Source organism: Kribbella sp. NPDC003505 (genome assembly GCF_040610875.1).
In the GTDB taxonomy this organism is placed as follows: domain Bacteria; phylum Actinomycetota; class Actinomycetes; order Propionibacteriales; family Kribbellaceae; genus Kribbella.
This window is the reverse complement of sequence record NZ_JBEXNA010000011.1, coordinates 67,539-92,101: the sequence shown is the minus strand read 5'-3', so window position 1 is coordinate 92,101 and position 24,563 is coordinate 67,539. Positions and strand designations below refer to the sequence as shown.

The 24,563-nt window shown below is 69.0% G+C and carries 21 protein-coding genes, 1 pseudogene and 2 riboswitches; of the genes and pseudogenes, 8 read left to right on the top strand and 14 right to left on the bottom strand.

The window, feature by feature from the left end:
- Positions 1-21 precede the first annotated feature (21 nt).
- From ABZX12_RS31820 to ABZX12_RS31810, 3 genes are all read left to right on the top strand, one after another.
- Positions 22-603, top strand: coding sequence for a DinB family protein (locus tag ABZX12_RS31820; protein ID WP_355699146.1), 582 nt, complete (start codon positions 22-24; stop codon positions 601-603).
- Positions 604-663: 60 nt separating this feature from the next.
- A riboswitch (cobalamin riboswitch) is annotated at positions 664-832 on the top strand.
- Positions 833-964: 132 nt separating this feature from the next.
- Positions 965-3,778 (top strand): ribonucleoside-diphosphate reductase subunit alpha, encoded by a 2,814-nt coding sequence (locus ABZX12_RS31815; protein WP_355699145.1) that lies wholly within the window; start codon positions 965-967, stop codon positions 3,776-3,778.
- Positions 3,739-4,815 carry a ribonucleotide-diphosphate reductase subunit beta gene (locus tag ABZX12_RS31810; RefSeq protein ID WP_355699357.1) on the top strand — a complete coding sequence of 359 codons (1,077 nt, stop codon included), beginning with the start codon at positions 3,739-3,741 and terminating at the stop codon, positions 4,813-4,815. The genes ABZX12_RS31815 and ABZX12_RS31810 overlap by 40 nt, the downstream gene beginning before the upstream one ends.
- 74 nt (positions 4,816-4,889) lie before the next feature.
- Here ABZX12_RS31810 and ABZX12_RS31805 read toward each other — a convergent pair whose 3' ends face one another.
- From ABZX12_RS31805 to ABZX12_RS31790, 4 genes are all read right to left on the bottom strand, one after another.
- Complete coding sequence (locus ABZX12_RS31805; RefSeq protein ID WP_355699144.1) at positions 4,890-5,729, bottom strand: alpha/beta hydrolase; 840 nt, start codon at positions 5,727-5,729, stop codon at positions 4,890-4,892.
- 278 nt (positions 5,730-6,007) lie between these two features.
- On the bottom strand, positions 6,008-6,244 hold the full coding sequence (locus ABZX12_RS31800; protein ID WP_355699143.1) for a hypothetical protein: 237 nt from the start codon (positions 6,242-6,244) through the stop codon (positions 6,008-6,010).
- A complete protein-coding gene (gene cimA, locus ABZX12_RS31795; RefSeq protein WP_355699142.1) occupies positions 6,241-7,830 on the bottom strand; it encodes a citramalate synthase in 1,590 nt (529 codons plus the stop codon). Before cimA ends, ABZX12_RS31800 begins: the two co-directional genes overlap by 4 nt.
- A 225-nt stretch (positions 7,831-8,055) precedes the next feature.
- A complete protein-coding gene (locus ABZX12_RS31790) occupies positions 8,056-8,454 on the bottom strand; it encodes a hypothetical protein (protein WP_355699141.1) in 399 nt (132 codons plus the stop codon).
- A gap of 105 nt (positions 8,455-8,559) precedes the next feature.
- On the opposite strand from ABZX12_RS31790, the gene ABZX12_RS31785 reads away from it, so the two are divergent.
- The gene (locus ABZX12_RS31785; protein WP_355699140.1) at positions 8,560-9,033 is read left to right on the top strand and encodes a hypothetical protein; all 474 of its coding nucleotides are present in this window, start codon (positions 8,560-8,562) and stop codon (positions 9,031-9,033) included.
- Positions 9,034-9,076: 43 nt separating this feature from the next.
- Here the strand turns inward: ABZX12_RS31785 and ABZX12_RS31780 are convergent, their stop codons facing one another.
- The 3 genes from ABZX12_RS31780 to ABZX12_RS31770 are packed head-to-tail and all read right to left on the bottom strand — an operon-like array spanning position 9,077 to position 11,416.
- Positions 9,077-10,168 carry a branched-chain amino acid aminotransferase gene (locus ABZX12_RS31780; RefSeq protein WP_355699139.1) on the bottom strand — a complete coding sequence of 364 codons (1,092 nt, stop codon included), beginning with the start codon at positions 10,166-10,168 and terminating at the stop codon, positions 9,077-9,079.
- Between the two features lie 46 nt (positions 10,169-10,214).
- Positions 10,215-11,264: a 3-isopropylmalate dehydrogenase gene (locus ABZX12_RS31775; protein ID WP_355699138.1), complete on the bottom strand. Its 1,050-nt coding sequence runs from the start codon at positions 11,262-11,264 to the stop codon at positions 10,215-10,217.
- On the bottom strand, positions 11,261-11,416 hold the full coding sequence (locus ABZX12_RS31770) for a hypothetical protein (RefSeq protein ID WP_355483346.1): 156 nt from the start codon (positions 11,414-11,416) through the stop codon (positions 11,261-11,263). Before ABZX12_RS31770 ends, ABZX12_RS31775 begins: the two co-directional genes overlap by 4 nt.
- A gap of 146 nt (positions 11,417-11,562) precedes the next feature.
- Here ABZX12_RS31770 and ABZX12_RS31765 point away from each other — a divergent pair, with 146 nt between their 5' ends.
- Entirely contained in the window at positions 11,563-12,129 is a 567-nt protein-coding gene (locus ABZX12_RS31765; RefSeq protein ID WP_355699137.1) for a class I SAM-dependent methyltransferase, read from the top strand.
- Between the two features lie 218 nt (positions 12,130-12,347).
- On the opposite strand, the gene serA is transcribed toward ABZX12_RS31765, so the two are convergent.
- The 5 genes and pseudogenes from serA to ABZX12_RS31740 form a co-directional block, all read right to left on the bottom strand.
- Positions 12,348-13,955: a phosphoglycerate dehydrogenase gene (gene serA / locus ABZX12_RS31760; RefSeq protein WP_355699136.1), complete on the bottom strand. Its 1,608-nt coding sequence runs from the start codon at positions 13,953-13,955 to the stop codon at positions 12,348-12,350.
- 119 nt (positions 13,956-14,074) lie between these two features.
- Entirely contained in the window at positions 14,075-15,190 is a 1,116-nt protein-coding gene (locus tag ABZX12_RS31755) for a serine protease (protein ID WP_355699135.1), read from the bottom strand.
- Positions 15,191-15,360: 170 nt separating this feature from the next.
- Entirely contained in the window at positions 15,361-16,380 is a 1,020-nt protein-coding gene (gene ilvC / locus ABZX12_RS31750) for a ketol-acid reductoisomerase (RefSeq protein ID WP_355699356.1), read from the bottom strand.
- Positions 16,381-16,545: 165 nt separating this feature from the next.
- Positions 16,546-17,049: pseudogene (ilvN, locus tag ABZX12_RS31745) on the bottom strand (acetolactate synthase small subunit); the annotation flags it as partial.
- Between the two features lie 76 nt (positions 17,050-17,125).
- On the bottom strand, positions 17,126-18,877 hold the full coding sequence (locus ABZX12_RS31740) for an acetolactate synthase large subunit (RefSeq protein WP_355699134.1): 1,752 nt from the start codon (positions 18,875-18,877) through the stop codon (positions 17,126-17,128).
- 401 nt (positions 18,878-19,278) lie between these two features.
- Between ABZX12_RS31740 and ABZX12_RS31735 the strand changes: the two genes are divergently transcribed.
- The 3 genes from ABZX12_RS31735 to ABZX12_RS31725 all read left to right on the top strand — a co-directional run bounded on the left by ABZX12_RS31735 (position 19,279) and on the right by ABZX12_RS31725 (position 21,591).
- Complete coding sequence (locus tag ABZX12_RS31735) at positions 19,279-19,803, top strand: CHAP domain-containing protein (protein WP_355699133.1); 525 nt, start codon at positions 19,279-19,281, stop codon at positions 19,801-19,803.
- A gap of 83 nt (positions 19,804-19,886) precedes the next feature.
- Positions 19,887-20,615: a class I SAM-dependent methyltransferase gene (locus ABZX12_RS31730; RefSeq protein WP_355699132.1), complete on the top strand. Its 729-nt coding sequence runs from the start codon at positions 19,887-19,889 to the stop codon at positions 20,613-20,615.
- Positions 20,616-20,624: 9 nt separating this feature from the next.
- Positions 20,625-20,694: riboswitch (ZMP/ZTP riboswitch) on the top strand.
- 18 nt (positions 20,695-20,712) lie between these two features.
- A complete protein-coding gene (locus ABZX12_RS31725) occupies positions 20,713-21,591 on the top strand; it encodes a 5-aminoimidazole-4-carboxamide ribonucleotide transformylase (protein ID WP_355699131.1) in 879 nt (292 codons plus the stop codon).
- Here the strand turns inward: ABZX12_RS31725 and ABZX12_RS31720 are convergent, their stop codons facing one another.
- Together ABZX12_RS31720 and ABZX12_RS31715 are read right to left on the bottom strand one after the other, a co-directional pair.
- Complete coding sequence (locus ABZX12_RS31720) at positions 21,592-23,850, bottom strand: MMPL family transporter (protein ID WP_355699130.1); 2,259 nt, start codon at positions 23,848-23,850, stop codon at positions 21,592-21,594.
- 120 nt (positions 23,851-23,970) lie between these two features.
- On the bottom strand, positions 23,971-24,516 hold the full coding sequence (locus ABZX12_RS31715; RefSeq protein ID WP_355699129.1) for an AAA family ATPase: 546 nt from the start codon (positions 24,514-24,516) through the stop codon (positions 23,971-23,973).
- Positions 24,517-24,563 lie beyond the last annotated feature (47 nt).

Genomic DNA, 24,563 nt, shown 5'->3' with positions numbered 1-24,563 from the left:
CGATCGTACAGGGGAGTTGTGATGCCGGAGGCGTTCGACTGGGACATCCTGCACCGGCCGTCGGCGATGGCGATGGTCCGCGGACAGCTCGGCTTCAGCTGGATGGTGCTGTCCGGACGACTCGCCCAACTGACCGACGAGCAGTACTTCTGGCGACCGAGCAGTGCGGCGCTCACCGTCGTCCGGCGGCATTACGCGGGTCAGTTTCGCGCGCTCGGCTCCGGCGAGTGGGTGGCGCAATGGCCGGCCGAGCCGGACCATCGCGGGCCGCGGACGATCGCGTGGCTGATCGCGCACCTGACCGAGATGTTCTTCGAGCGGTGGGAGTGGACGTTCGGCGAGCGCCGGCAGGGGCGTGACGACATCACCCTGCACGGCAACGCCCGGGACGCGGTGGCCTGGCTGACCTACTGGGTCGAGGCCTGGCAGGACGCGATCGCCGCCCTCGACGAGGACGAGGCGATGACCGTCGGCCTCAGCCAGGCGAACGAGCTGGACGCGTCCGAGCCGTTCGGCCACGTCGTCCTCCGGCTGAACCGTGAGCTGATCCATCACGGCTCCGAGATCATGACTCTGCAGGACCTCTACGCGGTCGCGGCGTGAGAACCACAACATGTGCGACACGCGGCGTGGCGCTACCACAAGATCTAGCGAGCTCCGCCTAGCATCACTACTGCTGGTGGTTCGAGGCGAGCAACACCACAAGATGTTGATCGTCTCGAGGCAACAGGGGAATCCGGTGCAAATCCGGAGCTGCCCCGCAACGGTGAGCGGACACGCTGTCGCACGGTGCCCGCGAGTCCGGATACCTGCCACCGGCGCGTGCACCGCCGGTGCACGCGGTCCGAGATCTCGCGGGTGGGTCGCAGGGCGTGACGGCAGTGTTCCCGGCCGGTGCTGCCGGTCCTGTCGTGCGTCCGCTCGCGTGGTCCCGGGTCTTCGAACTCTCCTGGAGCACACACCTGTGACCATTGCTTCCTCATCGGCTGCGGCCACCGCAGACCTCCGGACGGAGCTCACCGTGGTCCGCCGCGACGGCAGCAGCACGCCGTTCGACGCCACCAAGATCTCCGTCGCCATGACCAAGGCCTTCCTCGCCGTCGAGGGCTCCGACGCCGGCGCCACGCACCGGGTCCGCGATCTGGTGACCGACCTGACCGGCCGGGTTGTCACCGCCCTGACCAGCCGCGGCGCGAGCGCCCGCAGCGTGCAGGTCGAAGACATCCAGGACCAGGTCGAGCTGGCGTTGATGCGCGCCGGCGAGCACCAGGTCGCCCGCGCCTACGTCCTGTATCGCGAGGAGCGGACCAAGGCCCGGACTCCCGCCGACGCGGCGGGGGTCACCGAGCCGCCGCCGCTCACCGTCCGCGCGGCCGACGGCAGCCGGACCACGCTGGATGTCGACCGGCTCCGGGTGGTTGTCGCCGAGGCCGCCGCCGGACTCGACGCCGTCGACCCCGAGAAGATCCTGAACGAGACGCTCGGCGCCTGCTACGACGGCATCGCCGAGCACGAGGTCGAGCTCGCCCTCGTGATGGCCGCCCGGGCGTCTGTCGAGACCGAGCCGCAGTACAGCTACGCCGCGTCCCGCCTGCTGCTCGACCAGATCCGCCGCGAGGCGCTCGGCCGCGTCCACGGCGAGCCCCGCCAAGCCAGCCAGGCCGACATGACCACCGCGTACGCCGACTACTTCCCGCGCTACCTCCAGGTGGGCATCGACGCCGGGCAGCTCGACCCCGAGCTCGGTCGCTTCGACCTCGAGCGGCTCGCGGCGGCGATCAGGCCCGACGCCGATCTGACCTTCACCTTCCTCAGCCTGCAGACCCTGTACGACCGGTACCTGCTGCACCTCGGCAAGGTGCGGTACGAGCTGCCGCAGGCGTTCTTCCTCCGGGTCGCGATGGGGATGGCGCTGCGCGAGGACGACCGCGAAGCGCGGGCAATCGAGTTCTACGAACTGCTCAGCTCGTTCCGCTTCATGTCTTCCACGCCGACCCTGTTCAACTCCGGCACTACCCGGCCCCAGTTGTCGTCCTGCTTCCTCACCACGGTTGACGACGACCTGTCCGGCATCTTCACCGGCATCCGCAACAACGCCCTCCTCGCGAAGTACTCCGGCGGCCTCGGCAACGACTGGACTCCGGTCCGCGGCATCGGCGCCCACATCCGCGGCACCAACGGCGAGTCCCAGGGCGTCGTCCCGTTCCTGAAGGTCGCGAACGACACCGCTGTCGCGGTCAATCAGGGTGGCCGGCGCAAGGGCGCGGTGTGTGCGTATCTGGAGACGTGGCACATCGATGTCGAGGAGTTTCTCGAGCTGCGGAAGAACACCGGGGACGAGCGGCGGCGGACGCATGACATGAACACGGCCAACTGGGTGCCGGATCTGTTCATGCAGCGGGTCGAGGCCGGCGGCGAGTGGACGTTGTTCTCGCCGGACGAGGTGCCGGACCTGCACGATCTGTACGGCGCGGCGTTCGCCGCGGCCTACGTGCGCTACGAGGAGGCCGCGGACCGCGGCGAGATCCGGGTGTTCAAGCGGGTCAAGGCGGTCGACCTGTGGCGGCGGATGCTGACCGTGCTGTTCGAGACCGGGCACCCGTGGATCACCTTCAAGGACGCCTGCAACCTGCGCTCGCCACAGCAGCACGACGGCGTCGTCCACTCGTCGAACCTGTGCACCGAGATCACCCTCAACACCACTGTCGACGAGACCGCGGTCTGCAACCTCGGCTCGGTCAACCTGGTCGCTCATCTCACCGAGGACGGGCTCGACGCCGACCTGCTGCGGGACACCGTGAAGACCGCGGTGCGGATGCTCGACAACGTCATCGACGTGAACTTCTACACCACCCCGGAAGCGGAGCGCGCCAACCAGCGGCACCGCCCGGTCGGCCTCGGTCTGATGGGATTCGCCGACGCCCTGTTCACGCTGCGCATTCCGTACGCCTCGGACGCGGCGGTCGAGTTTGCCGACCGGTCGATGGAACAGATCAGCTACCACGCGATCGAGGCCTCGAGTGAGCTGGCCGCCGAGCGCGGCCGCTACTCGTCGTACGACGGATCGCTGTGGAGCCTCGGGATCCTGCCGATCGACTCGCTCGACCTGCTGCACACCGCCCGCGACGGCGACGTGATCATCGACCGCAGCACACAGCTGGACTGGGAGGCCCTGCGTGCGAAGGTGCTCCGCGACGGCCTGCGCAACTCCAACGTCATGGCGATCGCGCCGACCGCGACGATCTCCAACATCTGCGGCGTGAGCCAGTCGATCGAGCCGACGTACAGCAACCTGTTCGTGAAGTCGAACATGTCCGGTGAGTTCACCGTCGCGAACCTGTACCTGGTCGCCGATCTGAAGGCCCGCGGGCTGTGGGACCAGGTGATGGTGTCGGACCTGAAGTACCACGACGGCGTGCTCGCCCGGATCGAGCGGATCCCTGCGGACCTGCGCGAGCTGTACGCGACAGCGTTCGAGATCGAGCCGCACTGGCTGGTGAAGGCGGCGTCGCGGCGGCAGAAGTGGATCGACCAGGCGCAGTCGCTGAACCTCTACATGGCGCAACCGTCGGGCCGCGCGCTCGACGAGCTTTACCGGTCAGCTTGGCGCTATGGACTCAAGACGACTTATTACCTGCGTTCCCAGTCAGCGACCCACGTGGAGAAGTCCACCCTGCAAGGCACCGACGGCCGGCTGAACGCCGTACCGGTGGCACTCCCTGAACCCACCGGAGCGGTCTGCTCCCTCGACGACCCGGATTGCGAGGCCTGCCAGTGAGCACCATCTCGGTTGGAGCGGCAAGGGTGGAAGTTGCCGACAAGGCGATGATCAACTCGCGCGCGGACGTCAACCAGTTGCTGCCGTTGAAGTACACGTGGGCCTGGGAGAAGTACCTTGCCGCCTGCAACAACCACTGGATGCCGACCGAGGTCTCCATGCAGGCCGACATCTCGCTCTGGAAGTCGAAGGACGGCCTGACCGAGGACGAGCGGCTGATGCTCAAGCGCAACCTGGGATTCTTCGCCACCGCCGAGTCCCTCGTGGCCAACAACATCGTGCTCGCGGTCTACCGCCAGCTGAGCAATCCCGAGTGCCGGCAGTACCTGCTCCGCCAGGCGTTCGAGGAGGCCGTGCACACGCACACCTTCCAGTACATCTGCACGTCACTCGGTCTCGACGAGGGTGAGCTGTTCAACATGTACCGGGAGGTCCCCTCGATCGCGGACAAGGACGCCTGGGCGCTGAAGTACACCCGGCATCTGGAGGATCCGGAGTTCCGCACTGGGACACCCGCGGCGGACACCGCGTTCCTGCGCGACCTGATCGCGTTCTACGTGGTGTTCGAGGGGATGTGGTTCTACACCGGGTTCGCGCAGATCCTGTCGCTCGGCCGGCGGAACAAGATGGTCGGCATCGCGGAGCAGTACCAGTACATCCTGCGCGACGAGTCGATCCACCTGAACTTCGGCATCGACTGCATCAACCAGATCAAACAGGAGAACCCGCACCTGTGGACGGCCGCGTTCCAGGCCGAGGTCCGGCAGATGCTGACCGAGGCGTGCGAGCTGGAGGTCGCCTACGGCCGGGCCACGATGCCGAACGGCATGCTCGGACTGACCGCGGACCTCTGCGAGCAGTACATGCACTTCGTCACGGACCGCAGAGCGGAACAAATCGGTCTCGAACCGATCTTCGGTGAAACGCGGAACCCCTTCGGATGGATGTCAGAGGTGATGGACCTGAAGAAGGAGAAGAACTTCTTCGAGACCCGCGTCATCGAGTACCAGTCCGCCGGCGGACTCAGCTGGGACTGACACCCGACCGGCCGGGCGATCCACCGAGACCGGAAGGCCCGCGGCGCAACTCGCCGCCCCGCGGGCCTTCCACCTCAGGCGTATTTGTGGACGAAGTCGAGCGCGGTGCGGGCGACCTCTTCCCAGCCGTTGTCGATCACCAGTGAGTGGCCGCGGCCCGGGAGCTCGACGAACTCGGTGACGCCGGAGTTCTTCGTGTGCCGTTTGTAGGCCGCGTAGGTCATCGCTTGTGGAACCGTGTGGTCCTTCTCCCCCGAGATCAGCAGGATCGGTCCCCGGTTCGCCGCCTTGAAGTCGACCTTGGTCTCGCTGAACGGGTTCAGGTTGGCGACAGCCGCCTGGAAGATCGGTACGCCGGACGCCGCCACGTGGAACTCGTCGTACAACTGCCGGGCCTCTTCCTCGTCGAGGCTGTTCGCCCAGCCGTACTTGAACTCGTCGAACGTCAGCGTCACCGACCGCCGCGCGTTCGCCGGGTTCCCCAGCACCGGCGAGCCGGCCTTCAACGCAGACGGCGGCAACGGCAGCACACCGCGCCCCGGCGCCGGATCGATCGCGACCGTCACGGCCGCCACGCCCTCGCCGGCGATCTTCTGCGCGATCAACCCACCGAACGAATGCCCTACGACGGCCGGCTTGCGATCCAGCCGCCCGATCGCGTCCAGATAGTGGTCGGTGACCGCCTGGACCATCTTGTGCGCGAACACCTCGGGGTGCTCACGGGCCTCGGCCACCGTCTCCGGGTCGTCCGGCCAGCCCGGCGCGACGGTCGCGTAGCCGTTCTCCTCGAACAATCGGCGCCAGCGGTCCCAGCTGCTGGAGAGCAACCAGAGACCGTGAACGAACACCACGGGTTGCTTGCCGGATGTGTTGGCCTGCTCGATCTGCGCCTGTTCGCCATCGGTCAGCGGCATGAATCCCCTCCTGCGCTCGAACTGATCGCGACGCTAGACCCAGCACCCGTCGCCAGGCAACGGAAAGACGAAATGTCAGGCGGCCTGGAACATGGTCTTCGTCAGCTCTTCCGACAGTCGCCACACGCGTTCGGCGTCGGTGATGCTGCGGGAGCGTCGGATAGAGGACTGCTCGGCAGGAGCGCCACCCAGATGGCCGAGCCCGCCAGGGCCGTACAGGGCGCCAGGTTGCCGGTCATCGGAGCACAAGCGCTCCACTGACGGACAGCCGGCAAAGCTCAGGAGTACGTGACGTCGAGGACGCCGATCACCTTGTCCAGGCGGGCGGCGACCCGGCCGGCGTCGAAGCCGTTGCCCTCGACGACGATCCGCAGCGTGCGGTCGTCGAGGGACAGGGCGAGTTCGCGGACGTCGTACGGGTTCAGCAGGACGGCGATCCGGGCCAGCAGACCCTCGACCTCGACCACCTGCGCGGTGAACGTGGTGACCGCGCGCTCGACCGCCAGCAGGCTCATCGCGCGACCTCCTTGTGACGGAGCAGGCCGAAGGTGACGCCGTCGACGAGCGCCTCCCAGGACGCCTCGACGATGTTGTGGCCGACGCCGACCGTCACCCACGAGCCCTCGCCGTCGGCGGTCTCGATCAGCACGCGGATCACCGCGTCGGTGCCGTGGCCCTGGTCGAGGATGCGGACCTTGTAGTCGACGAGGTCGAACTTGTTCACCACCGGGTACGCGCGCTCGATCGCGGCCCGCAGTGCGTGGTCGAGCGCGTTGACCGGACCGTTGCCCTCGCCGGTGACGATCTCCCGCTCGCCGCCCGCGACCAGCTTCACCGTCGACTCCGAGACCGCCTCGCCGTCGGCGCGCGACTCGGTGATCACCCGCCACGACTCGACGTCGAAGAAGCTCGGCCGCTTGCCGTCGACCTCCTCGGTGAGCAGCAGCGAGAACGACGCGTCGGCCGCCTCGAACGTGTACCCGCGGGCCTCCAGGTCCTTCACCCGCTCGGTCACCCGGCTGACCAGCTCCCGGTCGTCGCCGAGGTCGAACCCGAGCTCCCGGCCCTTCAGCTCGACGCTCGCCCGGCCGGCCATCTCGGAGACCAGCATGCGCATGTCGTTTCCCACGCGCGCCGGATCCGTGTGCTGGTAGAGGTCCGGGTCGACCTTGATCGCGCTGGCGTGCAGGCCCGCCTTGTGAGCGAACGCGGACAGCCCGACGTACGGCTGCCGGGCCGACGGCGGCACGTTCGTCACCTCGGCGATCGCGTGCGCGATCCGGAACGAGTCCGCGAGGTTGCCGGGCGGGAGGAGTCGCATGTCCCGCTTGAGTTCGAGGTTGGCGACGATCGCCAGCAGGTCGGCGTTGCCGGTGCGCTCGCCGTACCCGTTGATCGTGCCCTGGACGTGCGTGACGCCGGCCTCGACGGCGGCGATCGAGTTCGCCACCGCGCAACCGCCGTCGTTGTGAGCGTGGATGCCGAGCCGGGCCCCGGTCGAGGCGAGGACGTCGCGGACGACGTCCTGCAGCTCCCGCGGCAGCGTCCCGCCGTTGGTGTCGCACAGCGCGACGACATCGGCGCCGGCCTCGGCGGCTACTCGTACGACCTCGAGCGCGTAGGCGCGGTTCGCGCGATAGCCGTCGAAGAAGTGTTCGGTGTCGAGGAAGACCCGCTGGCCGCTCTCGCGGAGGTGCCGGACGGTGTCGGCCACCATCCGCAGGTTCTCGTCGAGCGTCGTGCGCAGGGCCCGCTCGACATGCGCGTCGTGGCTCTTGGCAACGAGTGTGACCACAGCAGCGCCCGAGTCCCGCAACGCAGCCACTTGCGGGTCGTCGGCGGCCGCCGACCCCGGCTTGCAGGTCGCTCCGAACGCCGCGAATGTCGCGTTCCGCAGGTGCAGCTCGGTCTTCGCCCGCTCGAAGAACTCGGTGTCCTTGGGGACGGCGCCCGGCCAGCCACCCTCGATGAATCCGACCCCCAGCTCGTCCAGGTACTGCGCGATGGCGATCTTGTCGGCCACGGACAGCGCCAGACCCTCCTGCTGCGCACCGTCGCGCAAGGTGGTGTCGTAGACGTGGAAATCGTCCGAGATGCTCATGGGGCCGGCCTTCCGGAGGGGTTGTCAGGCAAACAAAAAACCTCCCGCAAGGTGCGAGAGGTCTGCGCGCTCAGGTACAGCTTGCTGAGCGCGCCTAGGTAATAATCACCCGATAGTGCTTCATGACGTTTTGCAGTCTGCCACACAATGTCCGGACCATGAGGGCCCCGTCTCGCATCACGAACATTCAGTACTGCGCCCGGTACTGGAGTTCAGCGCCGGAGTTCACGCGGTGAGGGACCAGCCGGGGTCGTCCCAGGCGGTGTAGAAGTCCTCGCGGGTGAGCGGCCGCAGGCCCCAGTCGTCGCGGTCGAGGGACCGGTCGGTCAGCATTCCCTCGTCGTCTTCCAAGCGCTGCCACCAGTACCGCGTGACTTCGCCGTCCTCGCCGACGCCGAGCTGCCGCACGACGACCCATTCACGCTCGTGCCAGACGGCCTCGTAGAGCCAGTCGGTGCCGTAGTCGTCGACGGCCGCGCCGTACGTCCGCGATGCGGTGCCACGGTCCAGGTCCCGGATCAGCTCGACAGTCGACCGGATCGCGGCGGCGGTCTCCCCGGACCATCCACGCCGCTCGGCCAGCTCCGCGTAGTACGCCTCAACCTCGTCCGGGAAGCCGCTCATACCGCCCGACCCTATCGAACCGCAGCGACAGCCAGCGACCAACTGTCCGACCCTCCGACCTGAAAAGATCCTGTGAAACTACTACTGCGGAACAGGGAATCACCGGTGAGCGAGCCCGACAACGTGAACCTGAACGTGCTGAAGGCGCCGTTGCCGCCGCGCGACGCGAACGGCTTCGAGCAACTGCGCTTCCAGCTGCTCGGCTACGCGACCGCGCTGGCCGTGCTCGTCACACTGACGCCGACCTGGTTGATCCGGGAGTACAGCCGCGACAGCGTGCGCATCTACAGCGGCTTCGGCATGACCCGCGACGCCGAGCTGCTCGGGAGCGCTGCCAACTGGTTGTTCATCGCGTACGTCGTCCTCGTCCTGGTCGCGCTGGCCTCGCCGACGACCGTCGCCTCGTTCGTGTGCGCTTACCTGGGCCTCGCGGACACGGTCGTGATCGTGTTGCTGAAACCGGACTCCGGTGAGTACAGCGAGTACGGGTGGACCGGAGCGCCGGTGCTGGCGATCGGCCTCTGGCTGGTGCTGGGCGTGCTGAACACGATCGGCCGGTACCTCAAGCGCCGGACATGACAACGGCCCGGTGGTCAGAAACCACCGGGCCGTTCGGTGTGCCTCAGGCGATGCGGGTCATCCAGCCGTGCGGGTCGGCCGCGCGGCCGTACTGGACGTCGAGGAGGGCGGTGCGGACGGCCGCGGTGACCGGGCCGCCGTCGCCGTCGCCGATCCGGGTCTCGCCGTCCTTCCACTTCAGCGACGCGACCGGGGTGACGACCGCGGCGGTGCCGCAGGCGAACACCTCGCGCACCTTGCCGGACTCCGCGCCGGCACGCCACTCGTCGACCGAGATCTTGCGCTCGGTGACCGTGTAGCCGAGGTCGGTGACCAGCTTCAGGATCGAGTCCCGGGTAACGCCCTCGAGGATCGTGCCGGACAGCTCCGGCGTGACGACCGAGTTGTCGTCGAGGACGAAGTACAGGTTCATCCCGCCGAGCTCCTCGACCCACTTCTTCTCGACCGCGTCGAGGAACGCGACCTGGTCGCAGCCGTGCTCGATCGCCTCGGCCTGGGCGAGCAGCGAGGAGGCGTAGTTGCCGCCGGTCTTCGCCGCGCCGGTGCCGCCGGGGGCCGCACGGGTGTACTCCTCGCTGAGCCAGATCCGGACCGGCTTCACGCCGTTCGCGAAGTACGACCCGGCCGGCGAGGCGATCACGCAGTACGTGACCTGGGCCGACGGGCGGACGCCGAGGAACGGGTCCGAGCCGAACATGAACGGCCGCAGGTACAGCGAGGTCTCGCCGCCGCCCGGCACCCAGGCCTTGTCGATCTCGACCAGCTTGTGCAGCGAGTCGAGGAACGCGGCGGTCGGCAGCTCGGGGAGCGCGAGCCGGTGCGCGGAGCGCTGGAACCGGACCGCGTTGGCCTCGGGGCGGAACAGGTGGATCGAGTCGTCGGGATGCCGGTAGGCCTTCATCCCCTCGAAGATCGTCTGGGCGTAGTGGAACACCGAGGTCGCCGGAGACAGCTCCAGCGGTCCGAAGGCGGTGATCCGTGCGTCGTGCCAGCCCTTCTCGGCCGTCCAGGTGGCGATCGCCATGTGGTCGGTGAAGTACTGCCCGAATCCCGGGTTCGCCAGGATCTGGGCGCGCTGGTCGTCGCTGGCCGGTTGGGTGGTTGGCTCAACGGTGAACTGCAGATCGGCGCTCATAAGCGCACCGTACCTCTAGGCCAAGTGGTCATGCGAGTGTCGCCCTTCAGCCCGCCGCGCGCTTGGCGATCGCGTCGCCGATCTCGGACGTGCTGCGGGCGGCGCCCGTGCGCTCCTCGATGTCCGCCTCGACGGCCGCCTCGATCGCCCGCGCCGCCTCGGTCAGGCCGAGGTGCTCGAGCAGCAGCGCCGCGGACAGGATCGCCGCGGTCGGGTCGGCCTTCTGCTGGCCGGCGATGTCCGGCGCGGAGCCGTGCACCGGCTCGAACATGCTCGGCGCGGTCCGGTCCGGGTTGATGTTGCCGCTCGCGGCCAGCCCGATCCCGCCGCTGATCGCAGCCGCCAGGTCGGTGATGATGTCGCCGAACAGGTTGTCGGTGACGATCACGTCGAAGCGCGCCGGGTCGGTGACCAGGAAGATCGTCGCGGCGTCCACGTGCAGGTAGTCGACGGCGATCTCCGGGAACTCCTCCGCGACCTTGTCGACGGTCCGCTTCCACAGGTGGCCGGCGTGCACGAGCACGTTGTTCTTGTGCACGAGCGTGAGCTTCTTGCGCGGGCGGGCCTGGGCGCGGGCGAACGCGTCGCGGACGACCCGCTCGACGCCGTACGCCGTGTTGACCGACACCTCGGTGGCGATCTCGGCCGGCGTGCCGACGCGGAGCGCGCCGCCGTTGCCGACGTACGGGCCCTCGGTGCCCTCGCGGACGACGACGAAGTCGACCGCACCCGGGTTCGCCAGCGGGGAGCCGACGGACGGGTAGATCTTCGAGGGCCGCAGGTTCACGTAGTGGTCGAGGGTGAACCGGAGCTTGAGCAGCAGACCGCGCTCGAGGACGCCGGACGGGACGCTCGGGTCGCCGACCGCGCCGAGCAGGATCGCGTCGTGTCCGCGGATCGCCTCCAGCTCGGCGTCCGGCAGCGTCTCACCGGTGGCGTGCCAGCGCTTCGCGCCGAGGTCGTACTCGGTCCGCTCGAACGTCACGCCGTGCTGTGCGGCTACCGCGTCGAGGACCTTCAGGGCCTCGGTGGTGACCTCCGGTCCGATCCCGTCACCGGGAACGACGGCCAGCGTGAAATTCTTGTTCTCGCTCACTTCTTGGGTTCTCCCCCATTGTCGCGGCGGTTCATGGCCTCTTGGACAGCCTTGACCTCGTCGCCGGCCGGGCGGGCAGTGCGGCGACGCCGGGTCGCCTTGCGCTCGCGGGCGTCGATCGCGGGCCAGTTGGCTGGATACATCTCGTACATGCTGCTCCTCCCAAGGATGTCGTGGGCGGCAGGGTGCGCACGAATTTACTCGCACATCCGACTATTCCTCCACCATGCGGGCAGGTTGTCCCGGTATCTGAGATCGCAGTGCGGGCGCTGGACCGGACCTGTGCGACTCTCACCCGGTGAGTGCTCCTCCAGAACTGCCGCCGCTGGTCTCGGCGGCCCTCAGCCTGTCCGGCCGGCGCGGGTTCGTCAGCTCCACCAGGAACGAGACCGGCCGGTTGCTCGCCACTCTCGCGGCCTCGAAGACCGGCCTGCTCGGTGAGCTCGGGACCGGCTGCGGCGTCGGCTCGGCGTGGCTGCGCAGCGGCGCGGGTGAGGGCACCAACATCGTCACCGCGGAGAGCGATCCGCAGCTCGCGCAGGCGGTCGCGGAGCTGTTCGCCGCCGACGAGCGGATCGAGGTCGTCTCGGCCGACTGGACCGCGCTGATCGAGCGCGGGCCGTTCGCGCTGCTGTTCGTGGACGCGCGCGAGGCGAAGCTGTCCGCCCGCGACGTGATCGCGGACGTCGTCGAGCCGGGCGGTTTCGTCGTGCTCGACGACTTCACCCCGTCGGCCGTCTGGCCGCCGATGTACGAGGGCCGCGTCGACACGCTCCGCCAGGAATGGCTGATGGACAAGCGCTTCACCACCGTCGAGGTGATGGTCGCCCCCGACGCCGCCGTCCTGCTGGCCACCCGCCGCTAGCCCACCCACCCCTCGCATTTGCCTGGTTAGCCAGGCAAATTGGGGGTTCTCCACCCGGAACTGCGGTGACAAACCCCCGATTTGGCTGGCGAGCCAGCCAAATCGGGGGGTCAGCCAGGGAAATGAAGCGGGCCCGAGCTATGGAGCTCGGGCCCTTGTCGGCCGCCATGCGCCTGCGGGCGGCTGACCGCCTTCAGTAAATCAGCCGTTGGGGTGAATCACGCCTCGAGGTCGACCGTGCGGGCGGTGTCGGCCTGGACGGCGGCGCTGATGTCGTCGAGAACCGCCGGCTCGATCTTCGAGTCGACCGACAGCGCGACCAGCGCCTTGCCGCCCTTGCGGTCCCGGCTGACCTGCATGCCGGCAATGTTCACGTCGGCCTCGCCGAGGATCCGGCCGACCTGGCCGACGATGCCCGGGCGGTCCTCGTAGGTGAGGAACGCCAGGTGCGCGGCCAGCTCGATCTCGACGTCGAACCCGTCGATCTCGACCAGCCGCTCCGACTGCCGGACGCCGACCAGCGTGCCGGACACCGACACCTGGGCGCCGTCGGCGAGCGTGCCGCGCAGCGTGATCAGGTTGCGGTGCTCGGGGCTGTCGTGGTCGGTGACGAGCCGGACCTCGAGGCCTCGCTCGGCGGCCAGCAGCGGCGCGTTCACGTACGAGACGTTGTCCTCGACGACGTCGGCGAACACACCCTTGAGCGCGGCGAGCTCGAGCACCTTCACGTCGTACTGCGTGATCTCGCCGCGGACCTCGACGTCGAGCTGCTGCGCGACGCCGCCGGCCAGCGCGGTGAAGATCCGGCCGAGCTTCTCGGTCAGCGCGATACCGGGCCGGACGTCCTCGGCGATCACGCCGCCCTGGACGTTGACCGCGTCCGGCACCAGCTCGCCCGACAGCGCGAGCCGGACCGACTTCGCGACCGCGATCCCGGCCTTCTCCTGCGCCTCGTCGGTGGACGCGCCGAGGTGCGGCGTCACGACGACGTTCTCGAACTCGAACAGCGGCGAGTCCGTGCACGGCTCGCTCGCGAACACGTCCAGCCCGGCGCCGGCCACGCGCCCTTCCTTCAATGCAGAGTAGAGCGCCTGCTCGTCGACGATGCCGCCGCGGGCCGCGTTCACGATGACGACCTCGGGCTTGACCTTGTGCAGCTGCTCGTCGCCGATCAGCCCGATGGTCTCCGGGGTCTTCGGCAGGTGCACCGAGATGAAGTCACTGGTCGCCAGCAGCTCGTCCAGGGTGGCGAGCCGGACGCCCATCTGCGCGGCCCGGCCGGCCTGCACGTACGGGTCGTAGGCGATCACGTTCATGCCGAAGGCGGCCAGCCGCTGCGCGACCAGGACGCCGATCTTGCCGAGGCCGACGATGCCGACGGTCTTCTCGAACAGCTCGACACCGGAGTACTTGCTGCGCTTCCACTCGCCCTTCTTCAGCGACTCGTTCGCAGCCGGGACCCGGCGCGCGGAGGCGAGCAGCAGCGCGACCGCGAGCTCGGCGGCGCTGACGATGTTGGAGGTCGGCGCGTTCACGACCATCACCCCGGCCTGGGTGGCGGCCTTCACGTCCACGTTGTCCAGGCCGACGCCGGCGCGGGCGACGACCTTCAGCTTCTTCGCGGCGGCCAGCGCCTCGGCGTCGACCTTGGTGGCGCTGCGGATCAGGATGGCGTCGACGTCGGCGATGGCCGGGAGCAGCTCGGCGCGGTCGGCGCCGTTGGTGTGCCGGATCTCGAAGTCGGGGCCGAGCGCCTCGACGGTGGCCGGGCTGAGCTCTTCGGCGATCAGGACGACGGGCCGGGTTACGTCAGTCGGTGTTGACATGGAGGAATCTCCTGCAGAAGCGGTAGGGGCTCATCAAGAACAGAGCACCGCGCTGTGCCCGCTGAGTCGATGGTACCGCGTCCGCGGACCGCCGGGCGGAGCGACCCGGATGCCGGGCCCTACGTGTCGCAGGCAGGTGCGCCTCCCAGCGCCTTGGTGGCGTCGATGACCAACTTGCCGCGCGACCTGACCAGGGCGAACCTCGTGTCCAGCCGGCTGCAGTTCTGGTCGCCGGCGCCCTTCGCGTTGGGCGAGTACATGACGTTGTACGCCATCCGCGCCGACGAGCCGTCCGGCGCCAGGTCGGTGATCCTGGGGTTGAAGAAGTACGTCGTCTGGTGCTTCTCCCGGTCCACGGCCTCGGTCATGCCCTTGGCGTACCTCGGCGAGTACAGCGCCTGCAGCGCCGCGAAGTCCTGCTGGTTCTCCAGCGTCAGGTAGCCGGCGAGCAACTGCCGCACCTCCAGGGCGAGCGGCGTGCCGGCGACCAGCAGCTCCGGTGTGACGGCACCCTGCGGACCACGGGACTGCGCACACTCACCGAGCGTTCCGACGGCGAGCCCGGACGGCGCGGTAGCGACGTATCCCTGGAGCTTGGTGAACGGGACGACGGTGCTGGCCTGGACCGTGTCGCCGGTGACCAGGCCGATCAGCCTGCCGGACTTGTCGACGACCGGTCCGCCCAGCTTGGCCGCGTTCATGAACTGACTCAGCGCCGCGGGCTCGGCTTCGGAACCGATCGCGTTGACCACCTGCTTGCCGGCTGCCGTGTAGCCGATCAGTGCTCGCTCGGCCTTCGGATCCGGAGGCACCGGCGGCAGTGTCAGCGGCGAGCCCTCGAACCCGATCGTCTGCAGGACGGCCACACCGTCCGCGCTGGTGCCGATCAGGTTGGCCCGCCGGATCCGCCCGTCCGGCGCGACGACCACGATCGACTTCGGCTGGTCGACCGCCGATGTCGCGGTGAGCACGCGACCCTTGTCGATCAGCACGCCTGACGCCTCGCCACTGCCCGCACAGGTGGTGGCGAGCACCCGGACGACAGCCGGTCCGGCGGCCTTCAGTGCCGCGGCGGTGTCGATGCGGAGGGTCTGCTGCCGGATGTACCAGCCCACGCCGGCTCCGCCCGCGACGATCACCAGGAGGACGACGAACCCGGCCAGGACCCGGCCGAAGATCCACGGGCGGCGCGGCTGCGGCTCGGACGGGTGGGCCGGACGACTCGGGGTCTCCATCTGCGTGAGCGTCCCGGCACCCGCCGGAACCCGCCGCGGCGGTCGCGGCAGCTCGCGACCGTCCATAGGAACCCCCCATCACCAGCTCACAACGCACCCGTCACTGATTGTGCCAAAGAAAAGGGCCCGGACCACCACCTGGATGGCCCGGGCCCTGCACAGGGTGTTCGTCAGCGGGCGGCGGTGCCCTCGACGTAGTCCTCGTCGTGGGACTTGACCCACGCCATCAGACCGCGCAGCTCCTTGCCGACGGCTTCGATCGGGTGCGCCTCGCTCTGCTTGCGGAACTCGGCGAACTCCGGCGCGCCGGCGTCCTGGTCGGCGATGAAGCGGGCCGCGAAGGTGCCGTCGGTGATGTCGCCGAGGACCTCCTTCATCCGGGCCTTCACCGACGCGTCGATGATCCGCGGACCGGACACGTAGTCGCCGTACTCGGCGGTGTCGGAGACCGACCAGCGCTGCTTGGCGATGCCGCCTTCGTAGATCAGGTCGACGATCAGCTTCAGCTCGTGCAGGCACTCGAAGTACGCGACCTCGGGCTGGTACCCGGCCTCGGTCAGGGTCTCGAAACCGGCCTGGATCAGCGCCGACACGCCACCGCAGAGGACGGCCTGCTCACCGAACAGGTCGGTCTCGGTCTCCTCGGTGAAGGTGGTCTTGATACCGCCGGCGCGCAGGCCGCCGATGCCCTTGGCGTACGACAGCGCCAGGTCCCAGGCCCTGCCGGTGGCGTCCTGCTCGACCGCGACCAACACCGGGACGCCGCGGCCCTCGGAGTACTCACGGCGGACCAGGTGACCCGGGCCCTTCGGGGCGACCATGAACACGTCGACACCCGCCGGCGGCTTGATGTAGCCGAACCGGATGTTGAAGCCGTGACCGAAGACCAGCGCGTCGCCGTCGACCAGGTTGGGCTCGATGGCCTCCGTGTAGAGCTTGCGCTGGGCCGGGTCCGGCGCGAGGACGACGATCACGTCGGCCTCCTCGCAGGCCTCGGCCGGCGTGACGACGCGCAGGCCCTGCGCCTCGGCCTTGGCGCGGCTCTTCGAGCCCTCGGGCAGGCCGACGCGGACGTCGACGCCGGAGTCGCGCAGCGAGAGCGCGTGGGCGTGGCCCTGGGAGCCGTAGCCGAGCACGGCCACGTGCCGGCCCTGAATCACCGACAGGTCGGCGTTGTCGTCGTAGAACATTTCAGCAGCCACTTCGGGCACTTCTCCTTAGTGTTGATTCGGTACGGCGGCGGCGGTACGGCCCGGCGGCGGCGCCGGTACCGGGTGCGAAGGCTGGCGATCAGCGGGTCGCGCCTGCACGTTCGGGGGTCCGGACTGGACGTGCGGCGGCGGCACCGGGACCGGTCGCAGGGTGCGGTCGGAGATGGAGCGGCTGCCCCGGCCGATCGCCACCATGCCGGACTGCACCAACTCGCGGACGCCGAAGGGTTCCAGCACCCGGAGCATGGCTTCGAGCTTCTCGGGATTGCCGGTCGCCTCGATGGTGATCGCGTCCGGTGCCACGTCGACCACCTTCGCACGGAACAGCTGGACGGTCTCCAGCACCTGTCCGCGGGTCAGGGTGTCCGCCTTGACCTTGACCAGCAGCAGTTCGCGCTGGACGGTCTGCGTGGGTTCGAGTTCGACGATCTTGATCACGTTGACGAGCTTGTTGAGCTGCTTGGTGATCTGCTCCAGAGGCTGCTCGTCCACGCTGACCGCGATCGTCATCCGGGACACCTCGGGGTGCTCGGTCGGACCGACCGCGAGGGAGTCGATGTTGAACCCGCGACGCGAGATCAGCGCCGCCACCCGGGCCAGCACACCGTGCTTGTTCTCGACCAGGATGCTGAGTGTGTGCTTGGACATCATCGTCCTCGCTTCGCTGCGGGCGACGATGTCGCATGGACGCTGTGCTTGATTGTGCCTTCGCTTCGCTCAGTCACTAGAGTTCCTCGCTGTCCCAGGTCGGGGCCATGTCGCGGGCGATCTGGATCTCGTCGTTGCTGACGCCGGCGGCGACCATCGGCCACACCATCGCGTCGCGGTGCACCACGAAGTCGACGACCACCGGCGCGTCGTTGACCGCCATCGCCTTCTCGATGGTCGCGTCGACCGAGTCCTTGTCGGAGCAGCGCAGACCGACGCCGCCCATCGCCTCGGCGAGCTTGGCGAAGTCCGGGATCCGGGCCGAGTGCAGGTCGGTGTTGGAGTAGCGCTTGTCGTAGAACAGCGTCTGCCACTGCCGGACCATGCCCAGCGACTGGTTGTTGATCACGGCAACCTTGATCGGGATGCCCTCGAGCGCGCAGGTGACGAGCTCCTGGTTGGTCATCTGGAAGCAGCCGTCGCCGTCGATCGCCCAGACGGTCTTGTCCGGCCGCGCGACCTTGGCGCCCATCGCGGCCGGCACCGCGTACCCCATGGTGCCGAGACCGCCGGAGTTCAGCCAGTGGCCGGGCTTCTCGAAGGGCAGGAAGTGCGCGGACCACATCTGGTGCTGGCCGACGCCCGCGGTGTAGACGGCGTCCGGTCCGGCGATCTCGCCGATCCGCTTGATCACGTGCTGCGGCGACAGCGTGCCGTCCTCGGGCTCGTCGTACCCGAGCGGGTAACGCGCGCGCACCGCGTCGAGCTGCTTGCGCCACGCGTCGTACGACGGGGTGCGGCCGGTGTTCGCGATCTCGGTCCGCAGCGCCGCGATCAGGTCGGTGATGACCTCCTTGCAGTCGCCGACGATCGGCACGTCGGCGGCGCGGTTCTTGCCGATCTCGGCCGGGTCGATGTCGGCGTGGATGACCTTGGCCTCCGGCGCGAACGAGTCGAGCCGGCCGGTCACGCGGTCGTCGAAGCGGGCGCCGAGGCAGACCAGCAGGTCGGACCGCTGCAGCGCGCCGACGGCGGACACCGAGCCGTGCATGCCGGGCATCCCGAAGTGCAGCTCGTGGGTGTCCGGCAGGGCGCCGCGGGCCATCAGCGTGGTGACGACGGGGATGCCGAGCAGCTCGGCGAGTTCCTTGAGCTCGGCGCTGGCCTGCGCACGGATCACGCCGCCGCCGACGTACAGCACCGGCTTCTCGGCCGCGGCGATCAGGCGGGCCGCCTCACGCACCTGCTTGGGGTGCGGGCGGGTCACCGGCCGGTAGCCGGGCAGCGAGAGCTCGGTCGGCCACTGGAAGTCGACGCCCTTGGTCTGCATCGCGTCCTTGGTCACGTCGACCAGCACCGGGCCGGGCCGGCCGGTGGAGGCGATGTGGAAGGCCTCGGCGATCGTGGTGGCGATCTCGTCCGGATCGTTGACCAGGAAGTTGTGCTTGGTGATCGGCATCGTGATGCCGCGGATGTCGGCCTCCTGGAAGGCGTCGGTGCCGATCGCGGCGCTCGCGACCTGACCGGTGATCGCCACCAGCGGCACCGAGTCCATGTACGCGTCGGCGATCGGGGTGACCAGGTTCGTCGCGCCCGGTCCCGAGGTGGCCATACAGACGCCGACCTTGCCGGACGCCGCGGCGTACCCCTGGGCGGCGTGGCCGGCGCCCTGCTCGTGACGTACCAGGATGTGGCGGATCTGGGTCGAGTCGAGCATCGGGTCGTACGCCGGGAGGATCGCGCCGCCCGGGATGCCGAAGACGGTGTCGACGCCGGCATGTTCCAGTGCGCGGATCAGAGCCTGTGCCCCGGTCAGCTGCTCACTCATGAGTGCCTTCCCTCAGTCAGTCACGCTCGTTAGCTTTTCGCGACCGATCCATCCTCGCTTGTGGCCGTTGTCGCTGCGCTTCCGGGTCACGGATAGTCGCATTGGCAACAAAAAACCCCTTCCGCCGGGTTGGCTGAAGGGGCGCGCTCGACTCTGTGGTCGCGTCAGTCGGCGCGCCGCACAAGTACGAGGAGAATCGATCGCATGTAGGCATTATTCGCCGACAACCGGCGACCGGGTCAAGTTGGGCTCACCTGTGTCTCGCCATCTGGGACAACTGTCTTACGAACAGCGTGCCGGTAACTTGATGCCGCCGCAATGGCTCTGTGAGGTTAATCAGTCACATACTGAGGTCGCGCGCTCGAAGGTTTCCACCGCCCCCTCTCCCGATCGGAGTGGCCATGCGCCTCTCGGTACGAATGCTCGTGGCGGCCGTTGCCGTCGCCCTCTGCGGATCGCTGTCGCTGACCGCCGCCGCGGCCGACACCCGGACGACCATCGTGAACGCGGCCAACGGCGAGGTCGGCCAGCAGGAGACACCGCCCGGCAGCAACTGCAACCCGTACGGGCCCTGCGAGGCGTGGTGTGCGCACTTCGCTACCTGGACCTGGCGGCAGGCCGGCATCCAGATCCCCGACTACGGCTTCACCGGCGACATCTACACCTGGGGTCAGGGCACGGGCCGCACGCACGACGGCGACACCGGCATGCGGCCCGGTGACATCGTGCTCTACGGCACCGGCCCGGACAGCACCGACACCAGCGTGCACACCGGCGTCGTCGTTGCCGTCGGCACCGACGGCACGATCACCACGGTCGAGGGCAACTCGGGCGACGAGGTGCGCAAGCACGGGCCGTTCGACCCGCAGCACGCCGAGAACGCCGGCCGTCCCGCCGACATCTACGCCTGGGTGTCCGCGATCTGATCCCCTGATCGAGCCGGTGCGGAACTCGTCCCCCGCACCGGCTCCCTTATTTTCCTGGTCCACGGCCGACGCGGCTGCCTAGCATGCGATACGTGACCGACGATCCGTACGGCGACGAGCAGCTGGTGCATCTGTACGACCTGGACAACCCGCCGGGCGACGACCACGCCTACTACCGGTCCCTGGCCGAGGGCACGACGAAGGTCATCGACTTCGGCTGCGGCACCGGCCTGCTCACCCGATCCCTGGTCGCACCGGGCCGGGCGGTGATCGGCATCGACCCGAGCCCGACGATGCTCGGGTACGCACGCCGGCAGCCGGGTGCCGACGCGGTCACCTGGATCGACGGCGACCATCACGTGGTGGAGTCGGCCGGCGATGCGGATCTCGTGGTCAGCAGCGGCAACACGATGATGCACGTCGCGGAACACCAGGCGTCGGTGACGGCGCTCGCCGCGGCGCTGCGTCCCGGTGGGATGTTCGCGTTCGAGTCACGCAACCCGGCGGCCCGCGCGTGGGAGCAGTGGACGAGCGACGCGACGTACGGCGAGCGCGACACCGAGGCCGGGCATCTGAAGGAGTGGCTCGAGCTGATCGAGATCGCCGGCGGGCGCGTGGTGTTCGACGCCCACAACGTCTTCCCGGACGGCCACGACGCGGTCTACCGCAACGTCTTGTACTTCCGGACCGCGGAGGAGATCACGGCCGATCTGCTGCAGGCGGGATTCACCGACGTGACGATCGAGAGCGGGTGGCACGGGGAGCCGCTGACCGCCGACGCACCGCTGCTCGTCGTCCGCGCCACGAAGTAGTCTGGCCCCACCGCGACTGGCGAGGGTGGATCACCACCGGGGAGCGAACTACAGGGCGTCGTCCGCCTGGGCGCCTCCGATCGACTCGGAGGTCCCGATGCGTCTGCGGTACGGAACGAATCCTCATCAGCCGGCTGCTGTCGAGCAGGCGCCCTTCACGGTGGTCGCGGGCGAACCGTCGTACATCAACATCCTCGACGCCCTGACCGGATGGCAGTTGGTCCGCGAGGCCGCGGAAACGCTCGGGAGGCCGGCGGCTGCGTCGTACAAGCACGTCTCCCCCGCCGGCGCGGCACTCGGCGAGACCGTGGCGGCGGCGTACACCCGGGCCCGGGACGCCGATCCGAAGTCGTCGTACGGCGACGTCGTGGCGGTCTCGCATCCGGTCGACCTGGAGCTGGCCGGCGTGCTGAAGCGGGTCGTCTCGGACGGGATCATCGCGCCCGGGTACGACGAGGGCGTCGTCGAGATCCTGGCCGCGAAGAAGCGCGGGACCTACCTGGTGCTCGAGGTCGACCCGGAGTTCGAGCCGCCCGCCGAGGAGGTGCGCGAGATCTTCGGCGCGCGGCTGACGCAGGAGCGCGACGCGCTGCCGGTGCCGCGCGACCTCCCCGACGACGCCGTGCTCGGCATGATCGTCGCCCGCTACACCCAGTCGAACACCGTGGTGATGGTGAAGGACGCGGTGGCGATCGGTATCGGCGCCGGCCAGCAGTCCCGCGTCGACTGCACCCGCCTGGCCGGTGAGAAGGCCGCGCTGTGGTGGTCACGGCGCTCGGACGAGCCGCTCGCCGACGTCACGATGGTGTCCGACGGCGTACTCCCCTTCAGCGACAACGTCGACGAGGCGCAGCGGTACGGCGTCACGCACATCGTGGAGCCCGGCGGGTCGATCCGGTCCGGCGAGGTCGCCGCGGCATGCACCGAGCGAGGCATCCGCCGGACCGTGACCGGTGTCCGGCTGTTCCGGCACTGATCAGGGAGCCGAGCCCACCTTCTCCCGGGGCGCCGGCGGCGCGGGTGGCGATCCGCCCTCGAGCTGGATGTCGGGCACGATCCGATCCAGCCAGCGCGGAAGCCACCAGGCCCGCGGGCCGAGCAGCGTCATCACGGACGGGACCAGGATCATCCTGACGATGCTGGCGTCGATCAGCACGGCCACGGCCATGCCGACCGCCAGCATCTTCACCGTCGGGTCGTCGTCCTGGACGAAGCTCAGGAAGACCACGATCATGATCGCGGCCGCCGTCGTGATCACCCGCGCGGTCGCGCCGATCCCGATCGCCACCGCGCGGTGGCTGTCCCCGGTCGCGATCCAGGCCTCGTGCACCCGGGACAGCAGGAACACCTCGTAGTCCATCGAGAGCCCGAACACGATCGCGAACATCAGCATCGGCACGAACGACGGAATCGGCACCAACTCGTCGATCCCGACCAGCGACGATCCCCAGCCCCACTGGAAGACCGCGACGATCACGCCGTACGCGGCCCCGACCGACAACAGGTTGAGGATCGCGGCCTTCACGCCGATCAGCAGCGAGCGGAACGCGACCGTCAGCAGCACGAACGCGAGCAGCACCACGGCCCCGATCAGCCACGGCATCCGGCTGCCCACCTTCTCGGTGAAGTCGACGTACCCGGCGGTGGTCCCGACGACGTACGTCGGTTCCTGCTGGCCGGGCAGCACGTCGTCACGGATCCGATTGACCAGGTCCTCGGTGTCGGCCGACGACGGCGACGTGGTCGGGACGACGTTGATGATCGCGGTCGTCCCGGCGCTGTTCGTGCTCGGCTGCTGGACGGCGGCCACGCCCGGGGTCTTCTGCAGCGTCGAAGCCAGTCCGCTGAGCACCGACTGCTTGTCGGCCGCACTCACCGACTCCAGCTGCACGACGACCGTCAGCGGACCGTTCGCTCCCGGGCCGAACCCCTGCGCGATCAGGTCGTACGCCTTCCGGCTGGAGTCCTGGGCGGGGTCGGTACCGGCGTCGAGCTGGCCGAGGTTCATCGACAGCAGCGGGATCGACAGGACGAGCAAGACCAGCGTCGCGGCGATGCCGAACGGCCACGGCCGGGCGCTCACCTTGCGGCCCCAGCGCGCGAACGCACTCCGCTCGTGCGCGGCGTCGCGCCGTTCGTGTTCCTCCGCACGATGCGCGGCGACCGCGGAATCGTCCGGGAGACCGGCCTCGAGTTCGCGTTCCTCGGTGAGATGGTGCCGGTCCTTGCGGTTCAGGACCCTCAGGTTCGCGAGCCCCAGCAGCGCGGGAATCAGCGTCAGGGCGGCCAGCACCGTGACCGCGACCACGATCGCCGACGACAACCCGAGCGCGCCGACGAACGGGACGCCGGACACGTACAGACCGAGGATCGCGATCACGACCGTTCCACCGGCGACCACGATGGCCGCACCGGAGGTGGACGCGGCCCGTCCCGCCGACTCGCGGACGCTCATCCCGTCCTCCAGTTGCTCGCGATGGCGCGACACCAGGAAGAGTCCGTAGTCGATCGCGACCCCGAGGCCGAGCAAGGTCGCGACCGTCGGCGCGGACACCGGGAAGGTCTTCACCGCCGCGAGCAGACCGAGGATCGCCAGTCCGCCGCCGACGCTGAAGACCGCGGACAGCAGCGGCAGTCCGGCCGCGACGACGGATCGGAACATCAGGAACAGCAACACCAGCGCTAGCAGGAGGCCGATCGCCTCCGAGGGCAGGTCGTCGGCCTGTTTGCCGATCTGACCGGCGCCGCCGCCGTACTCGACCTGGAGGCCGGCCGCGCGGGCCGGCTCGACCGCCGCGTCGAGTTTGTCGAGGTACGAGCTGTCGAGTGAGGCCGGGACCACCGAGAACGAAACCGGCGCGTTGACGATGCTGCCGTCCTTGGAGATGTACGCCGTCTGCGAGGTCGCCAGCGGGTCGACGGCGCTGACCACGTCAGGCAGTTCGGCGACAGCGTCCATCGACGATTTGACCTGCGCGGAGTGTTCGGCCACCGTGCCGGTCTTGGCGTGGAACACGATCGAGCCCGAATAGCCGCCGGCGGTGCTGAAGTCCTTGTTCAGGATGTTCAAACCAGCGGATGACTCACTGCCCGGAACCGTGTAGTTGTTGGAGTACGTGCCGCCGAACGCACCCTTGAGCACGAACAACGCGACGACGGCGACCAGCCAGCCGCCGATCACGAGCCAATGGAAATGTGCCGCCCCGCGACCGAGGCGGTGCAGAAATGCATGCATGAGGTGCCCCTCCCCCCGGGCACCCCCCAGGCGACGGCCCAGCCGTCGGCCCCCATCCGCGAATCTAGGTCGGCCGGGACAGGGTCACAACCCCTCGGCGCCGACGGTCACAGCCTGTCCTCATCCGCTGGCGTTGAGCAGGTAGGAGCCGGAGGCAACGGCTTTGCGGACCTCGGCCGCCGTTCGGTCCGGGTCGAGCCGGGTGGTGTCGAGCGCGTGCGGCTCCAGCGCGCCGAGGTCGGCGAACGCACCGTGCAGCCCGGTAAGGGCGTCGGCGTCGGTCAGCTCGGGCTGGGGCCGGGATTGTCCGCGCTGCAGCGTTGTCCCGAGGTCCGGGCGCAGGACGACGTACGACATCGCCCACTCCCCCGCCGCCGCGGCCGCGCGGAACGGGGCGAGGAACCACGGGCCGATGACACCGTCGACCACCACGTCGTACCCGCCGCGCGCATAGGCGGCGACGGCGGCGACGATCGCGTCGACGACCACCTCGTTCTGGCGTTCCGCACCGGGCAGGTACGGCGCGACGAAGCCGGTGCGGATGCCACGGTAGAACTCGTCGGTGGTCAGGTGCATCGTGGGCCGTGGCGCGTCGGTCGCGACGAGTCGCGCCACGGTCGTCTTGCCGGAGCCGGACGGCCCGGTCAGCAGGAGGACGTTGCTCATGCCGCCCGACGCTAACCAAGCGGCGCGCGGAAGTGCAGTCTTTTGTT

Bases quoted from the DNA above. Each gene is read 5' to 3' on its own strand.
- ABZX12_RS31820 (WP_355699146.1), top strand. From the start codon at position 22: ATGCCGGAGGCGTTCGACTGGGACATCCTGCACCGGCCGTCGGCGATG.
- ABZX12_RS31805 (WP_355699144.1), bottom strand. From the start codon at position 5,729: ATGCCGCTGACCGATGGCGAACAGGCGCAGATCGAGCAGGCCAACACA.
- ABZX12_RS31800 (WP_355699143.1), bottom strand. From the start codon at position 6,244: ATGAGCCTGCTGGCGGTCGAGCGCGCGGTCACCACGTTCACCGCGCAG.
- cimA (WP_355699142.1), bottom strand. From the start codon at position 7,830: ATGAGCATCTCGGACGATTTCCACGTCTACGACACCACCTTGCGCGAC.
- ABZX12_RS31790 (WP_355699141.1), bottom strand. From the start codon at position 8,454: ATGAGCGGCTTCCCGGACGAGGTTGAGGCGTACTACGCGGAGCTGGCC.
- ABZX12_RS31780 (WP_355699139.1), bottom strand. From the start codon at position 10,168: ATGAGCGCCGATCTGCAGTTCACCGTTGAGCCAACCACCCAACCGGCC.
- ABZX12_RS31770 (WP_355483346.1), bottom strand. From the start codon at position 11,416: ATGTACGAGATGTATCCAGCCAACTGGCCCGCGATCGACGCCCGCGAG.
- serA (WP_355699136.1), bottom strand. From the start codon at position 13,955: ATGTCAACACCGACTGACGTAACCCGGCCCGTCGTCCTGATCGCCGAA.
- ABZX12_RS31755 (WP_355699135.1), bottom strand. From the start codon at position 15,190: ATGGAGACCCCGAGTCGTCCGGCCCACCCGTCCGAGCCGCAGCCGCGC.
- ilvC (WP_355699356.1), bottom strand. From the start codon at position 16,380: ATGTTCTACGACGACAACGCCGACCTGTCGGTGATTCAGGGCCGGCAC.
- ABZX12_RS31740 (WP_355699134.1), bottom strand. From the start codon at position 18,877: ATGAGTGAGCAGCTGACCGGGGCACAGGCTCTGATCCGCGCACTGGAA.
- ABZX12_RS31735 (WP_355699133.1), top strand. From the start codon at position 19,279: ATGCGCCTCTCGGTACGAATGCTCGTGGCGGCCGTTGCCGTCGCCCTC.
- ABZX12_RS31730 (WP_355699132.1), top strand. From the start codon at position 19,887: ATGCGATACGTGACCGACGATCCGTACGGCGACGAGCAGCTGGTGCAT.
- ABZX12_RS31725 (WP_355699131.1), top strand. From the start codon at position 20,713: ATGCGTCTGCGGTACGGAACGAATCCTCATCAGCCGGCTGCTGTCGAG.
- ABZX12_RS31720 (WP_355699130.1), bottom strand. From the start codon at position 23,850: ATGCATGCATTTCTGCACCGCCTCGGTCGCGGGGCGGCACATTTCCAT.
- ABZX12_RS31715 (WP_355699129.1), bottom strand. From the start codon at position 24,516: ATGAGCAACGTCCTCCTGCTGACCGGGCCGTCCGGCTCCGGCAAGACG.